Source organism: Pseudoalteromonas sp. NSLLW24, assembly GCF_015864725.1.
Lineage (GTDB): Bacteria > Pseudomonadota > Gammaproteobacteria > Enterobacterales > Alteromonadaceae > Pseudoalteromonas > Pseudoalteromonas arctica.
This window is the reverse complement of sequence record NZ_JADYWQ010000010.1, coordinates 13,734-30,173: the sequence shown is the minus strand read 5'-3', so window position 1 is coordinate 30,173 and position 16,440 is coordinate 13,734. Positions and strand designations below refer to the sequence as shown.

Genomic DNA, 16,440 nt, shown 5'->3' with positions numbered 1-16,440 from the left:
GCTTAATAATAAGCTGGGCTTTTTTATGTGTGCTGTTTGTTGTCTTAAATCAATGCTAAGCATTTAAAGCGTGCCTACACTAGGGCCTGTTGACCTTTCAGGATTAAAATTTGTTCAACCTAGGGGCTATTTAATCGCGGCGTGAGGTTTGTAACCTAGTGGGCTAAGTAAAAACCGAGCAACAAAGAGTAAATAGCCCCTAGGCAGAACCCTTCGGGCAGCGCATGTTTGGCATTTATTCCACGTTATCGCCTATTCATGGGGAATAACCACACTACATAGGCTCTGCCTTGCCTAAATACCAAACACACTGCTGCAAATTTAACCTCGAAAGATAAACAGGCCCTAGGGCTACTCTTAGTGAGGTAACTATGTCGCAAACAATGATAATTAGGCTGCTTAAAACATCAATAGTGCTTGGGTTGTGCCTTATCGTGACTGGCCACACTTTAATTGTGTCGAGTTACTTCACTGTTAATCATGGTATTAAAGGAATAATTATAGCGGCGGCATGCATTGCTATAGGCGTGTTGTTGTCGCTTCCTACTAAAATATATTTAACCGTATTATTGATGGAAGCCGAAAAACGTTATTTAAAAAACCATAAAAGTACTCACTCTAAATAATTAAAGTGCACTTAAATTATTAATTTCTTTATTACGTTTTTCTAGTTTGTCTTTTACATTTTCGGCATCATTAAATAGCTTTTTAACAGAGTCTGGGTTCAAAATACTAATCCCCTCTGGTGCAGCCGACATTGTATTTGTACTTGGAGAGGTATTTAAAATAGACGTGTCTTCTGCTGCAATAACAGTAATATCTTTAGGATCGAGTTTTACTTCAATACTTTTTGCATGCGGGTTAGGTGTATCAGAAAAGTGCCATTGGCCTGTTTCGTCTTGCCACTTAAAAATTTTGCTGCTTGAGGTAGTACTTTCAGGCATTGGTTCATCAGAAATACTGCTCGCAATTTTATCGCCAGCTTGCTTAACTCCCTGCACTGCTTGGTCCAAAGTATTGCTAGATAGCGCAACCATTTTTTCTTTAATTTGCTGAGATTCACTGCTAATTGATGATGCAGAAAGCCATGTTTGACCATCGGGCTTTTTTAAATAAAACAAAGAGATAACTGCAATAGCCATGATTGATATAGCTAAGTAGGTAAAGTATTTCATAGCGTTCCTGCTTTAATTAATCCTTTATTGCCTTGAGTCTAATAAAAAACACTTAATTAGGCAATTTTTTGTACCCTAATAAAAGAAAATAAAAACGCAGCCGAAGCTGCGTTTTTATTTGCATTTAACTACACCGTAGTCGCGTTAAATACCGTCACCATCCATGTGTAGTCCGCATTCTCGGTTTAAACCAAAAAAGCGAGTTTCTTCCTCTGTCATTCCTGGTTCTAACTTACGTGTTGTATGTACGTCTCCCATAGACACATAACCTTGCTCCCATAATGGGTGGTAAGGTAAATCGTGCTTGGTAAGATACTGATACACGTCGCGGTTAGACCATTCAATAATCGGGTACACTTTAACGGTACCACGGCTAATTTCTACAAACTGTTTATCAGCACGTGTAGATGATTGATCGCGACGCAGACCACTAAACCACGTGCCCGCTTCTATTTCTTTTAACGCGCGGGTCATCGGCTCTACTTTATTAAGCTGATTATATTGCTTAATGCCGTCTTCGCCTTTCTCCCATAGTTTACCAAATTTAGCCTCTTGCCATGCTGGGCTAAGTGGCGCTCTATACACCTTTAAGTTAAGTGATAAACGCTCACTCATTTGCTCAATAAACTGATACGTTTCAGGAAACAAATAGCCTGTATCGGTTAATACAACGGGAATATCTGGACGTTGTGAGGTCATTAAATGCAGCATTACTGCCGCTTGAATACCAAAGCTAGATGATAAAAAAGCCGTATTAGGCAAGTTATCAAGCGCCCATGCAACACGCTGTTCTGCGCTCATATTCGCTAGTAAACCATTAGCATCAGCTAACATAGCCGTTTGGCTTTGTTTATCTAGCTGTAAAATGTTTTTAAATTCACTCATGGTAAATTCCAAACCTCACCAGCGCCAAAGCGCTGGTATTTAATTAAGCGTGAAAATCGGTTACTGATACTTTTACTTCAGCAACAATGCCTTTGCGTATAACAAAGTCACCAAAACACTCACCGTCATTGCGCTCGCTCGCCCATTGGCCAATGAGCTTATCGAATGCTTCTAGGTAAACGTCTTCGCCTACGTTCTCAAGGTACAATTTAGGAATACGTGTACCTTCTAAATTACCACCTAAGTAAACGTTGTATTTACCTGGGCCTTTACCCACTAAACCAGCTTCTGCAAGCATTGCGCGGCCACAGCCGTTCGGGCAACCTACAACGCGCATAATAATGCTGTCATCGGGTATACCGTGCTTAGCAAGTAATGCTTCAGTTTTTTCTACTAGGCTTGGTAAGTAACGCTCTGCTTCGGCCATTGCAAGTGGGCACGTTGGCAGTGAAACACACGCCATAGAATTTTTACGCTGCTGCGAATCTGTGTCATCAATCAGGCCATGGCTACGAGCAATTTCTTCAATTACGGCTTTTTGATCTGCAGGTACGCCAGCAATAATTAAGTTTTGGTTTGCCGTCATACGCATGTCACCTTGGTGAACTTCTGCAATTTTACGACAACCTGTTTTAAGCGGCTTGCCTGGATAGTCTAAAATACGACCACTTTGAATAAATAGCGTTAAGTGGTGCTTACCATCAATGCCTTCAACCCAACCAATGCGGTCGCCACGATGAGTAAACTCAAACGGACGGCTTGGTGCAAACGTAACGCCTGAGCGCTTTTCAACTTCTGCTTTAAATACATCAACACCTACACGGTCTAATGTGTATTTAGTTTTTGCATTTTTACGGTTTGAACGATTACCCCAATCGCGCTGCACAGATACAACATGCTCTGCAATTTTTAAGGTATCTTCTAGCGTAATAAAGCCAAAGTCATCGGCTTTGCGCGGATAAGTTGCTGTATCGCCATGCGTCATGGCAAGGCCACCGCCCACTAATACGTTAAAACCAACTAGCTTGCCGTTATCAGCAATTGCCACAAAGTTTAAATCGTTAGCGTGCACATCAACTTCGTTGTTAGGTGGGATAGTTACCGTTGTTTTAAACTTACGCGGTAAGTAGTTAGATCCTAAAATTGGCTCTTCTGTGGTTTCTGCTTTTTCGCCATTTAGCCAAATTTCAGCATACGCTTTCGTTTTTGGTAATAAATGTTCAGAAATTTTTGCAGCCCAGTCGTAAGCTTCTTGGTGTAACTCAGACTCAACGGGGTTAGTAGTACAAAGCACGTTACGGTTAACGTCACCCGCGGTAGCAATAGAGTCTATACCTACGCTATCAAGCATTTGGTGCATGCCTTTAATATTAGGCTTTAATACACCATGAAACTGAAACGTTTGACGCGTTGTTAAACGAATGCTGCCGTAGCTTGTTTTGTCATCTGCAAACTTGTCGATTGCTAACCACTGCTCTGGCTTAATAATACCGCCAGGCATACGTGCACGTAACATTACATTATGTAGCGGCTCTAGCTTTTGCTTAGCGCGCTCACCACGTATATCGCGGTCATCTTGCTGATACATGCCATGAAAACGAATTAGCTGAAAGTTATCGGCTGTAAAGCCACCGGTAATTTCGTCTGTTAAATCTTTTTCTATGGTGCCACGTAAAAAGTTACTTTCTCTTTTCAAACGTTCGTTATCAGAAAGTTTTACGTTTTTATCTTGTTCGCTCATTTTAAATCCTAAATTTGTTACAGTGACGGCTGCTAGCTGTTAAATAAAATAAGAAACGTGATTAATACACGTCTTTCTGATAGCGGTTTGCGCTACGCAAATCTTTTAAATATTGCTCTGCGTCTTCATTGCTCTTGCCTGTGTTTTCTTTAACAATATCAAGCAAGGCGTTGTGTACATCTTTTGCCATGCGATTTGCATCGCCACAAATATAAAAGTGAGCACCGGCTTCTAACCATTCAAACACGTCTTTACTATTACTGCGTAACTTATCTTGCACATATACTTTTTCTGCTTGGTCACGGCTAAATGCAACATCTACTTTGTTAAGTAAACCCGATTTTAAATAACCCTGTATTTCTACTTGGTATAAAAAATCTTGAGTGAAATGTGGGTTACCAAAAAACAACCAGTTTTTGCCTTGCGCTTCACGCGAATCACGTTCTTGTAAAAATGCACGAAACGGCGCAATACCCGTACCAGGACCAACCATAATCACAGGTGTATCATCGTTAGTGGGTAGGCGGAAATTGTCGTTGTGTTCGCTAAATACTTTAACTTTACAACCTTCTTCTGCACGACGAGTTAAGTAACCAGTACAGCCACCTAAATGCTCGCTATCAAATGCATCAAACTGCACTAGACCTAGTGTTAAATGTACTTCGTCTTCAACCTCAGCTTGGCTAGATGCAATTGAGTACAAACGAGCTTGTAGTTTACGTAGGCAATCTACTAATGTTTGTGCATCAATTTTTGCAGGGTTTTGGCGAATTACATCAAATATTTGGCGAGGTTCAATATACGCACGCATTGCGGCTTTATCTTCTACAAGCTTTAATAATTCAGGCGTACCAGTTGCTATTGCGTATTTTTCTACAAAACCTGGGTATGACTGAGTCAGCTCTAGTTTTTCAATAAGTGCGCCGCGTACGCTTAGCTCTTCATCACCTACTTTTACAATGCTTGTTGCATCTATTTGAGTAAGTGTAAGTACTTCATCAACTAATACATCATCATTTAAAAAGTACACACCTAATGAATCGCCTGGTGTGTAAGTAATGTCTGAACCTTCAAGCGAAATTTCAACGTGGCGTACATCTTTAGTCGAGTCGCGACCGGTAATTTTTTGAACTGTTAATAGCTCTGCTTCAAATGGATTTTGTTTTGTATATTGGCTTGAAGCAGTCGTTGGTGCGCCAAATGGCATTGATACAACTTGACCACCAGCGGCTTCTTGCTGCGCTTTTAAATCAGGTTCGAATGCATCAACGGCACCGGCGATCCATGTTGCAGCTTCATCTTCGTAATCTACATCTAAATCAGCACGTTGATATATGGTTTGCGCACCGAGTTTATTTAAACGCTCTTCAAAATCTTTTGCTGTTTGGCAGAAAAACTCATAGCTAGAATCACCTAAGCCAATAACCGCTATTTTTACATCGTCTAGTTTTGGCGCTTTTTTAGTGGCTAAAAATTCGTGAAGTGTTTCTGCGTCTTCTGGTGGCTCACCTTCGCCGTAAGTAGATACAACGATAGTTAAAAACTTTTCTTTTTTCAGGGCTGTTGGTTTGTAATCTGACATGCTAACAAGCTTAACGGCTAAGCCTCGCGACTCAGCCTGCTCTTTCATTTTGGTAGCTACACCTTTTGCGTTACCTGTTTGCGAACCATATAAAATAGTTATCGCTGCTGCATCACCCGCAGCCGCCGGTACGCCAGCAGTAGGAGCGCCTAACGCAGCCGAATTAGCATTTGCAGCTAAGTAACCACTTACCCACGCTTGTTGAATTGGATTAAGTTCAGCCACTAAACCTTGCAGCTTTTGTACTTGATCTTGCGATAGCGGGCTTGCCGCAGCATTTAGTTGACCTAACAACATGAATCGATTCCCCATAACCCTGAAAATTAAACACAACACACTTTGTGTATTGTTAAAAATGAGTTTTACCTCATCCAGAGCGTATCTGTTGAGGTTTTCTAAGTATGTAGGATAACGGGCTCTGCATAGATAAAAAAAGAATAGAATCTGCTTTGATATTCCATTTAGTTATTAATTTATAAAAATACCTTCAAAAACAGATTAAAGGACGATTGTTGCCTTTTATGGCACTTTAAATTAACAATTTTGTAACCTAACTAATGTAGGGTATATTCCTCATTCAAAATAAAAATAGGAACAACTATGTTACACGGGAAATATAAAAATAAACTACTTAGTACCGCATTGTTACTTGGCTCATTACCTGTAATGGCCAATGTAGCTAATGGCGGCTTTGAACAATGGACTGGCAATACACCTGATGCATGGACTACGATAGATAGCGGAATTGCTTTATCTCGCTCAACCAGTACAGTTAAAAGCGGTAGTAGCTCTGCTGCTGTCAATGTAACAACAGGATCGCAAAGTAACACTGATTTACTACAACAAGTTGCTGTAGAAGCAGGTAAAACCTATAACTTTTCGGCTGATGTTTACCACACCGAAGGTAAAATTAAAGCTCGCTTGTATGTAGATGGTTATCAAAGCTATTCAAATCAAGCACAAACTAACCAATGGCAAACAGTTAGCCATAGCTATTCAGCAAGTAGTGATAAAACAATTAGCGTAGGGCTTAGGTTTTATGATGTAAGTGGATTTGATGGCAACGAAACCGTATACGTAGATAACTTTTTACCAAACGCTGATGGCAGCGCATCAACAAGCTGTACCGACAATAGCCTTACCTTAACGCTTAATACCGATAATTACGGTAGCGAAACTAGCTGGGCCGTTAATAACAATCAAGGTAGTGCTGTTGCTAACGGCAGTGGTTACGCATCAAACACTCAGTATGATGAGCAAATATGCCTAACTGATGGAACTTACACACTTGTTATTAACGACAGCTACGGCGATGGCATGTGTTGTTCAACAGGTAATGGCAGTTATGCGCTTAAGCAAGGCTCTACCACACTTGCTAGCGGTGCAAGTTTTAATAATACAGACAGCACGGCATTTACTTTAGGTAGTGGCTCTAGTGATGGCGGCGGGACCAACCCAACACCCACTGGCTATTATGTTACTGCTCAAGGGTTATCGGGTTATGCACTAAAAACTGAGCTTTATAATATTATTAAAGATCATAATGCACAGGGTTACTCGGCTATTTGGAATTTTTACGACTCGTCTGCACGTGATACATACTTTGAAAACGATAACAGCATTTTAGATATGTATAGCGAAAAACCAAACGGCTCAGATAGCTACAATTATGCTGCGGTGAGCGATCAATGTGGTAACTATAGTGGAGAAGGCGGCTGTTACAACCGTGAGCATTCATTTCCTAAAAGCTGGTTTGGCGGCACTATTGAGCCAATGAACTCAGATGTGCATCATATTTACGCAACCGACGGTTATGTAAACTCAAAACGTAGTAACTTCCCATTTGGTGAAGTAGCAAGCGCTTCATTTACATCAACTAACGGAAGTAAATTAGGTTCTGCCGCAAATTCATTAAATTACTCAGGTACTGTATTTGAGCCAATTGACGAATTTAAAGGTGACTTTGCTCGCGCTTATTTTTACATGGCAACGCGCTACGAAAATGTAATAGGCACTTGGCAAACCAAAACGACCTCAAGTAATGCTGTACTTAATGGTTCAAGCAACCAAGTATTCGAGAACTGGGTTGTAGCCATGCTGCTTAACTGGCATAACAGCGATCCTGTAAGCCAAATGGAACTTGACCGTAACCAAGCAGCGTTTGAATTTCAAGGCAATCGTAACCCGTATATCGACCACCCTGAATTTGTAGAAATGATTTGGTAAAAGTTAGCAGTTAAAACAAAAGCCTTTGCAAATGCAAAGGCTTTACCTTTTAGTGTGTAATATTTTTTAGAAATATGATGGTTTAAGCTAATTATAAGAAACAGCTGCGATAAGTGACTTTTCAGCTCTGTTTTTCATCAACGTTAAAAGTGAATGATGAAAATCTTGAAATATCACCTCTCCCCATATTCGTGAATAAATACCAAAGTTTGTATTATCTTGAACGGTCGTTTTTAACGTTAAAATTGTATTGCCGCTTTTATCTTCACTTAGCTGATAGCCTCCATAAAGTGGAGAAAAGTATTCACCGCCAAGTTTCACGTGTTTATCGAGTGCGTCATCGGGGATAGCATCTGGGTCTATATCAAATCTATAATGCATCTGTTTATTTGGTTGCCAGTCGGTTATTACTTCTTTAAACACAACGCCTTTTTGCCATTTACTCGTTCTAATTGCCCCAACACCCGTAGCATTCATATTTGCCTCTAAAGGTTTAGGTACACCTATTAATTGGGTAAGCGAAAATGGCAACTCTTGTGGCTCTATTGTGCTTACATTTGCAAGCTGCTGCCATACACGATTTATAGGTGCTTCAATAACCATAGAGTTGGTGACTTCGTACGTTTTTGATAAATTTAAAAAATTAACTTCAATAGGTGAAAGTAATACAGGAAGCAAAGCAATTGAAAGTAAAGAACGGTTAGCATTTTTTGTTTGACGATTCTTAATAAAGCCTGCCAGTAAACCGCCAATACTTGCAAAGAGCATAAAGGCAGGTAATGCCATAGCTACACAAATACTGCCTTCAAGTAAAGTAATTACACTTACAAATAAAAAAACAAAAATAGGCTGCCAAGCAATCGTCACCATTTGCCTTTTAGTTAATGCTTTTGATTCATTGTACTCAAAGTGAATACGAATATAGCCAATAGCAACAGGCACTAAAAACATAAATGATATAGAGACTAAGCTACCTAAATTATAAGCATTGACTAGCTCTACAAACAGCCGCATAAATATCCCGTAAAGCGTACCAAGTAAAATACCAATTGATTTAGGGGAGTTGAGTTGCATCTCTATTCTTTATTGTTGTTATTAACAATCAGAAAGTAACAAAAGTATTATTTCACCACAAATAAAACGAAATTAACGGCTCCTGCAAGCAAATAACTTGAAATAAAACGGCTTTCACAGCCACTAAGACTAAAGGATAATAACCTGCCGTTAACACTATACTATTAGGTAAATAGTGCTCCGCCTCCTTAATATCACATTCAAGAAGATGATTTATAACAACTTTTAATCACATTCTGTAATTTCATGATTTTTAATGTAAAGCTGTTTTTAAATTAACTGTATTAAAAACAACCATGCACGACCTTTTGCCTATACATAACAGCCTAAAAGCTGATCTACCCTGCATGTTCAATATTCATTTGCTTTAACAACAGCCGTATTTATTTGATTAAGCAACAATGTTGCAGGAGAACGCATGCAAACTACACCACCCGGTGATGCACCATCAAACACGCACAAGGATGCTCAAAGCTACGAGCAACTTCATAAACCCAGCTCTGAGTTTAATACTCGCGACGAGTATCTCGAACACGAATTACAAATTATGCAGCCTAAGCGCTGGCGTCCTAATTTACCGTTTAGAGATTACCGATTTGAATTTGAAGACACCATTCCAGCAATGGCGGGCACAATTGGTAAAGTCGTTATGGTGGGTGCTATTGCGGCAACATTTGCAGCGCCTCTTGGTTTAAGCGATGCATTTGTTTTAGAAAACGTGCGCTACGAATTACTCATTGTTTCTATTTTTATCATTTTATTTTCGGGCTTTATTTTACCTACAGCCAACTTGGCTGGTACTCATGGCCCACTTATTCCACTAATCCCTATTGTTGTTGCTGCTGGCGGTCACCCTATGGCGTTTGGCTTACTCATTGGTGCCTTTGGTTTTATTTTAGCCATAACCAAGGGAGGAAGTATGCTCGCGCGCCTAACCAGTAAAGGTGTATGTGGCGGGCTGCTCATTTATTTAGGCTTTATTGGTACTATTTCGCAAGTTAAAAAGCTGTTTGCTTGGGCTGAAGCCATTGATATGGCACACATTGCGTTTATTGTTATTTTAGCCACCATTTTACTATATGCACTGTTAGAGCACTTTAAAAAACGTTGGTTAGCCGTGCCGTTAAGCTGCCTTATTGGTGGCGTGGTTGCCTTTGCCTTAGGTGCACCGTTTGAGTTTCATACTGCACCGGGTTTACCAAATATGAACCCTGCATACTGGTGGGGCGAAAACACGGGTTGGATGCTAGGTTTACCAACACTTGAAAGCTTTGTTGTTGTGCTCCCATTTGCAGTGCTCGCCGTTGCTATGTGGTCTCCTGATTTTTTAGGCCATCAAGTATTTCAAAAAATAAGCTATCCGCAACGCACCGAAAAAGTACAAATGAATATCGACGACACCATGCTAAGTGCATCGGTTAGACAAACATTTGGCTCACTTGCCGGTGGTGCTAACTTTGCCTCCTCTTGGGGTACTTATATTGTGCCTGCCGCTATTGCTAAACGCCCTATCCCTGCTGGCGCTATTTTAACGGCATTATTTTGTATTATTGCTGGTTTATGGGGTTACCCTATGGATTTAGCAATTTGGCAGCCTGTATTGTGTGTAGCGCTTATTGTTGGTGTGTTTATCCCGCTACTTGAAGCTGGCATGGAAATGACGCGCGAAGGTAAAACGACGCAATCAGCCGCTATTGTGGTGTTTGCTTCGACCTTGGTTAATCCTGCTTTTGGTTGGTCACTTACTATGTTACTTGATAACTTAGGGCTGATTGGCTGTAAAGAGCGCAGCGCTGAGCTAACTAAAATGAGCCGCTGGGTGATTCCACTTATCATGTTTGTGCTACTTACCACTGTAATGGCAATTGTAGGCATGTTACCCGGTATACCTGCGTTAATGGCTGACTTTAGGCATTAACCTTTAGCTATTACATCTCATATTTACCCACAAAAAAGCACGGCAATTGCCGTGCTTTTTAATACGTGATTTTTAATACACACGGTTAAGCAATTACTGCCAAGAACGCTCAGTCGCTAGTTGTTTTTCAAACGTATCAATTTGTGGGTTTAGCGTTTCGGTTACACCAATAAAGTCTAAACCACTTAACAAACGCTCTTTTACCTCTTTACTAATATCAAAACTAATTGGTGCAAACTTACTGCTTGTTAGTGTTTGATTTTCAAGATCGATTTCAATGTTAATATCGTCGTGCTGCTCGCTAAGTACAAACAATTGCTCAAGCGTATCGGCAGGTAATGCAATGGCTAACATTTGGTTGTTACCACAGTTATTAAAGAAAATATCTGCAAAGCTTTCAGCTAAAATAACTTCAAAGCCATATTGCTTCAGCGCCCATGGCGCGTGCTCACGAGATGAGCCACAACCAAAGTTGTCGCGCGTTAATAATATTTGCGCGCCTTGGTAGCATGGGCGGTTTAAAATAAAGTCAGGGTTTGGCTCGTCGTTATCTAGGTAACGCCAATCATAAAACAATGCAGCATCAAAGCCTTCGCGGCTAGTTGATGTTAAAAACTGCTTAGGAATAATTTGGTCAGTATCTACATTGTTTTTATCAAGTGGGGCCATTAAGCCACTAAAAAATACGCTCATTAGGCTTCTCCTCTAATATCAACAAAGTGACCATGTATTGCAGCAGCTGCGGCCATTGCAGGGCTAACTAAATGGGTACGCCCGCCACGACCTTGGCGACCTTCAAAATTACGGTTAGAAGTAGATGCACAACGCTTGCCTGCTCCTAGGCGGTCATCGTTCATCGCTAAACACATAGAACAACCTGGTTCGCGCCATTCAAAGCCAGCGGCTTTAAAAATATCGGCTAAGCCTTCGTCTTCGGCTTGTTTTTTAACTAAGCCAGAGCCCGGTACAATTAACGCCTCTATGCCGGCTACAACATGTTTGCCTTCAACAATTTTTGCAGCAGCGCGCAAGTCTTCAATGCGGCTATTTGTACATGAGCCAATAAATACCGTGTCTACTTTCGCGCTTGATAATTTATCGCCCGCTTTTAAATCCATGTATTTAAGCGCGCTGCGAATAGCATCGGCTTTAATTAAGTCTGGTTCTTTATCTGGATCGGGTATGCACTCATCAACACCAATTACTTGCTCTGGGCTTGTGCCCCAGGTAATTTGTGGCTGAATGTCGTCGGCATTTAGCTCAACAACTAAATCAAAGTGTGCGCCTTCATCTGTTTTTAATGTTTCCCAATATTCAACGGCTGCATCAAAATCTGCGCCTTTTGGTGCAAACGGACGACCTTTTAAGTAATCATAAGTAATTTGGTCAGAAGCAATTAAACCCGCTTTTGCACCCATTTCTATGCTCATATTACATAGCGTCATACGGGCTTCCATTGAAAGCGCTTCAATGCCTGCACCACAAAACTCAGCTACATAACCTGTGCCACCAGCGGTACCTAACTTGCCAATAACCGCCATAATTAAATCTTTAGCCGTAACCGTTGGACGCAATACACCGTTAATTTGAATTTTTAACGATTTCGCCTTTTTTTGCTGTAGCGTTTGCGTTGCTAATACGTGCTCAACCTCAGACGTACCAATACCATGCGCTAATGCACCAAACGCACCATGTGTAGAGGTATGGCTATCGCCACATACAATGGTTGTGCCTGGCAAGGTAATACCTTGCTCTGGGCCCATTACGTGCACAATGCCTTGGTTAATCGAGTTTAAATCGTAAAGTACAATACCAAACTCTTTACAGTTTTTATCAAGCGCCATTAATTGGTTTTTAGATACTTCGCTTGCCGCATCAAGTGAACGGCTCTTAGTCGATACGTTGTGATCCATCGTTGCAAAAGTTTTTTCTGGGCAACGTACAGTACGGTTTTTTTCACGTAGACCTGCAAAAGCCTGCGGAGAAGTAACTTCATGCACTAAATGGCGGTCAATATAAAGTAAGTCGGTTTGCTCATTTATGCTGGCAACGGTATGTGCTTGCCAAATTTTTTCGTATAACGTTTGGGCCACTTGCTAATTCCCTAATCTGTTTGAGTTGCAGCATAACGGTGCTGCAACTTTACTATGTTATTAAATGCGTGAAACGATGGCTGCAGCCACATCGCTTGTGCTGTAACCTGCATTTGGATATATATCTGGTGTGCCAACGCCTGCTTCTACGGCTTCTGCTACTGCTTTTTCAATGGTGCGTGCAGCTTCGTCTTGTCCTAGCGAGTAACGTAGCATTAATGCAGCACTTAAAATTTGTGCTATTGGGTTTGCAACGCCTTTACCTGCAATATCTGGTGCTGAACCGCCTGCTGGCTCGTACAATCCAAAACCCGATTGATTCAAGCTTGCCGATGGTAATAAGCCCATTGAGCCTGTGATCATGGCGCACTCATCTGACAAAATATCGCCAAATAAGTTATCGCAAAGTAATACATCAAATTGGCTAGGCTGCTTAACTAACTGCATAGCGGCGTTATCTACGTAAATGTAATCTAAGCTTACTTCTGGGTAGTCTTTGCTTACTTCGGTTACTACTTCGCGCCATAATACGCTTGATGCTAATACATTGGCTTTATCAACAGAGGTAACATGGTTACTACGTAGTTTTGCAGCTTCAAAAGCAAAGCGTGCAATACGTTCAATTTCTTTACGCGAGTATGTTTGCGTATCAAATGCAAACTCTTCTGCGCCTTCACCACTGCGGCCTTTTTCACCAAAGTAAATGCCGCCAGTTAGTTCGCGCACACATAAAATATCAAAACCTTTTTCGCTGATATCAGCGCGAAGTGGCGACGCTGCACTTAATGCAGGTAATAACTGTGCAGGGCGTAAATTACAAAACAAACCAAAGTGCTTACGAAGCGGCAATAACGATGCGCGCTCAGGCTGCTCGTTTGGTGGTAAGTTTTCCCATTTAGGACCGCCTACCGAACCAAATAAAATAGCGTCTGAGTTTTCGCACGCAGTAAGCGTGCTCTGTGGTAATGCTTTACCAAATTCGTCAATGGCTGCACCGCCAATTGCATAATGCTCGCGGTTTAGGGTAAAACCAAACTTATTGCTTACAGCATCAAGTACTTGCTCTGCTGCTGCCATGACTTCTGGGCCAATACCGTCGCCAGCTAATACCGCAACGCTGTAGTTTGTTTTACTCATCCTGCTTTCCTTTGTTGTTTTAAATCAGACACTTTTTGTGCACGATAAATTAAGTTATAAACACGGATCATGGCGCGTACCGACGCTTCAACCACATCCGCTGCAATACCCGCACCGTGGTAAGGTCGGCCATCGTATTTAGCTATAATATTTACTTGGCCTAATGAGCTTGCACCTTGACCTGTCGCTTCTAAGTTATATTCAATCATTTCAACGCTCATACCGGTTAAGCGCTCAATAGCTGCAAACGAGGCTTCTACTGGACCATTACCTGTCGCGGCTTCTTGTTTAGCTTCGCCATCAATTCGCATTCCAATCGTAGAACTTGCTACCGATTGTGAGTTAGAGGCTGAGTTAACAAATTCTAATTGGTATTTTTCGTCTTTGTCGTTAATTTGATTAAAGTAAATCATCGCCTCAAGGTCGTAATCGTATACTGTGCCTTTTTGGTCAGCCAATTCGATAAAGCTTTTATATAAGCCATCCATATCGTAATCAGATTTTTGATAGCCTAACTCTTCTAAGCGATGCTCAATAACATGACGGCCCGAACGCGAAGTCATATTTAATTGGTTGCTTGGCACACCCACGCTTTCTGGCGACATAATCTCATAAGTATTTTGCGCTTTTAATACACCGTCTTGGTGAATGCCAGAACTATGTGCAAAGGCGTTTTCGCCAACAATCGCTTTATTTGGTTGTACTGGCATATTACAAATCTTAGCCACTTGGCGAGATGCACGGTAAATTTCTTCACTTTTAATATCGGTATATACTTTTAAGTGGTCGTGGCGCATTTTCATGATCATCGCCACTTCTTCAAGCGAGCAGTTACCAGCACGCTCACCAATGCCATTAATAGTACACTCAATTTGACGTGCTCCGGCTTGCACTGCAGCCACCGAGTTTGCTACTGCTAGGCCTAAATCGTTGTGGCAATGCACACTTAAGCGCGCTTTATCAATATTTGGCACGTTATTCATTAAATGGCGGATCATCGCGGCGTATTCGTCTGGCGTTACAAAACCAACGGTGTCTGGCAAGTTAATAGTTGAAGCTCCGGCATTAATTGCCTGCTCAACAATTTTACATAAATCCCAATGCGGCGTACGACCGGCATCTTCACACGAAAACTCAACATCATCAGTATAGTTACGTGCCAATTTAATTGATTTAACAGCCATTGCCGTTGCATCGTCTAAGCTCATACGTAATTTATGTTCAAGGTGCAAAGGGCTTGTAGCAATAAAAGTATGAATACGGCTTTGCTGAGCTGTGCGAAGTGCTTCGCCACAGGCTTCAATGTCTTTAGCAACTGAGCGTGCCAAACCACAAATAATCGGGCCTTTTACTTCGGTTGCAATACGTTGCACCGAGCGAAAATCAGCAGGGCTCGAAACCGGAAAACCCACTTCCATCACATCCACATTCAAGCGGCTAATTGTATGTGCTAATTGAATTTTATCATCTTCAGTAAGGCTTGCTTTAAGTGCCTGTTCGCCATCACGTAAGGTGGTATCAAAAATCCATACTTTATCTTGCTCTTGCATAACTGCCCCTCATTCCTATGTTACCCAAATTTCAATTAATCCCAGCCGCGAGATAAAAAAAACCCCGCAATTGCGGGGTTTTTAGTGTTCAACTCGATGCAAACACACTAATCCCCGCTTACTTGCCATAGCAGTAAGAGGTTAAGTTTTAGTGTAATTAAACGAATAATATGCATCTTGTTTTCTTGTGTGTGTGTTCAGTGAAGCCTATTTTTAACATTACACCGCAGCGGAAGCAAGCATAAAAATTCCACAAAACAGATTTAAAAACGATTCAATTGGGTTTTTTAATTCAAACAAGGTGACTGTGAAGAATTAAAATAACAAATACGTAACTAGTGACGCTTAAATTAATAAGCACTGCAATATACCGTGCTTATATTAACTTTTTACAATTTTTTTAAGCTATGCTTCTTTATTCGTTTCTCTTACGTAATGCCCGGCTCCACGAGTAATATAACGCAGCTGCCAAATAACGCGCTCAATTAATTCGTCGCGTTGCAATCCTTCTATATCGAGCGCTTCTGCACCCGCATTAAATACGAGCGTTACCATAGATTCAGCCTGAATATAGGCATGCATAGCATTACATTTAGTTTCACTTTCTAAATAATGAGCCAACTCTAAAATAAAATGTTTTACTTCGCGGGCTACAGCGGCTCTAAATGCTTTAGAAGTCCCAGAGCGTTCTCGCAGCAACAACCTAAATTGGTTACTTGAGTTATCAATAAACTCCATAAAAGTAACCACTGAGGTATTTATAACACTGCCGCCATCGTTTGCTATTCGTCTGCGTGCTTGACGCATTAGTTGACGAAGGGTTAAACCGGCTTCGTCTACCATGGTTAAACCTAGCTCATCCATGTCTTTAAAATGACGATAAAAAGACGTTGGGGCAATACCAGCTTCTCGTGCCACTTCGCGTAAACTTAAATTCGAAAAACTATGATCAGCACTCAGCTGATTAAATGCCGCTTGAATTAACGCCTGTCGTGTTTTTTGTTTCTGTTGCGCTCTAACACCCGACATCAACAGCTCCCTGAATTATTTTATATGAAT

Annotated in this window: 13 protein-coding genes; 3 read left to right on the top strand and 10 right to left on the bottom strand. The window is 41.1% G+C overall.

What is annotated here, in order from left to right; translation table 11 throughout:
* Positions 1–371 precede the first annotated feature (371 nt).
* Complete coding sequence (locus I6E72_RS11935) at positions 372–626, top strand: hypothetical protein (protein WP_010554784.1); 255 nt, start codon at positions 372–374, stop codon at positions 624–626.
* On the opposite strand, the gene I6E72_RS11930 is transcribed toward I6E72_RS11935, so the two are convergent.
* The 4 genes from I6E72_RS11930 to I6E72_RS11915 form a co-directional block, all read right to left on the bottom strand.
* Positions 627–1,175: a DUF4124 domain-containing protein gene (locus I6E72_RS11930; protein ID WP_010554783.1), complete on the bottom strand. Its 549-nt coding sequence runs from the start codon at positions 1,173–1,175 to the stop codon at positions 627–629.
* Positions 1,176–1,319: 144 nt separating this feature from the next.
* On the bottom strand, positions 1,320–2,060 hold the full coding sequence (locus I6E72_RS11925; RefSeq protein WP_007582191.1) for a phosphoadenylyl-sulfate reductase: 741 nt from the start codon (positions 2,058–2,060) through the stop codon (positions 1,320–1,322).
* Between the two features lie 43 nt (positions 2,061–2,103).
* On the bottom strand, positions 2,104–3,801 hold the full coding sequence (gene cysI / locus I6E72_RS11920) for an assimilatory sulfite reductase (NADPH) hemoprotein subunit (RefSeq protein ID WP_007582193.1): 1,698 nt from the start codon (positions 3,799–3,801) through the stop codon (positions 2,104–2,106).
* A gap of 61 nt (positions 3,802–3,862) precedes the next feature.
* Positions 3,863–5,680, bottom strand: a complete 1,818-nt coding sequence (locus I6E72_RS11915) for an assimilatory sulfite reductase (NADPH) flavoprotein subunit (protein WP_197112417.1) — start codon at positions 5,678–5,680, stop codon at positions 3,863–3,865.
* Positions 5,681–5,983: 303 nt separating this feature from the next.
* Between I6E72_RS11915 and I6E72_RS11910 the strand changes: the two genes are divergently transcribed.
* On the top strand, positions 5,984–7,609 hold the full coding sequence (locus I6E72_RS11910) for an endonuclease (RefSeq protein WP_197112415.1): 1,626 nt from the start codon (positions 5,984–5,986) through the stop codon (positions 7,607–7,609).
* An 87-nt stretch (positions 7,610–7,696) separates the two neighbouring features.
* On the opposite strand, the gene I6E72_RS11905 is transcribed toward I6E72_RS11910, so the two are convergent.
* Positions 7,697–8,683 carry a hypothetical protein gene (locus I6E72_RS11905; protein WP_197112413.1) on the bottom strand — a complete coding sequence of 329 codons (987 nt, stop codon included), beginning with the start codon at positions 8,681–8,683 and terminating at the stop codon, positions 7,697–7,699.
* A 418-nt stretch (positions 8,684–9,101) separates the two neighbouring features.
* Here I6E72_RS11905 and I6E72_RS11900 point away from each other — a divergent pair, with 418 nt between their 5' ends.
* Positions 9,102–10,601, top strand: coding sequence for a DUF3360 family protein (locus tag I6E72_RS11900; RefSeq protein WP_007582201.1), 1,500 nt, complete (start codon positions 9,102–9,104; stop codon positions 10,599–10,601).
* A 93-nt stretch (positions 10,602–10,694) separates the two neighbouring features.
* On the opposite strand, the gene leuD is transcribed toward I6E72_RS11900, so the two are convergent.
* From leuD to fabR, 5 genes are all read right to left on the bottom strand, one after another.
* Positions 10,695–11,294 carry a 3-isopropylmalate dehydratase small subunit gene (gene leuD / locus I6E72_RS11895; RefSeq protein WP_197112411.1) on the bottom strand — a complete coding sequence of 200 codons (600 nt, stop codon included), beginning with the start codon at positions 11,292–11,294 and terminating at the stop codon, positions 10,695–10,697.
* Positions 11,294–12,694 carry a 3-isopropylmalate dehydratase large subunit gene (gene leuC, locus I6E72_RS11890; protein ID WP_166379169.1) on the bottom strand — a complete coding sequence of 467 codons (1,401 nt, stop codon included), beginning with the start codon at positions 12,692–12,694 and terminating at the stop codon, positions 11,294–11,296. The genes leuD and leuC overlap by 1 nt, the downstream gene beginning before the upstream one ends.
* Positions 12,695–12,754: 60 nt before the next feature.
* Positions 12,755–13,831, bottom strand: coding sequence for a 3-isopropylmalate dehydrogenase (gene leuB, locus I6E72_RS11885; RefSeq protein WP_166379167.1), 1,077 nt, complete (start codon positions 13,829–13,831; stop codon positions 12,755–12,757).
* Positions 13,828–15,381, bottom strand: coding sequence for a 2-isopropylmalate synthase (gene leuA / locus I6E72_RS11880; RefSeq protein ID WP_008171909.1), 1,554 nt, complete (start codon positions 15,379–15,381; stop codon positions 13,828–13,830). Before leuA ends, leuB begins: the two co-directional genes overlap by 4 nt.
* A gap of 405 nt (positions 15,382–15,786) precedes the next feature.
* Positions 15,787–16,410 (bottom strand): HTH-type transcriptional repressor FabR, encoded by a 624-nt coding sequence (gene fabR, locus I6E72_RS11875; protein ID WP_010555448.1) that lies wholly within the window; start codon positions 16,408–16,410, stop codon positions 15,787–15,789.
* Positions 16,411–16,440 lie beyond the last annotated feature (30 nt).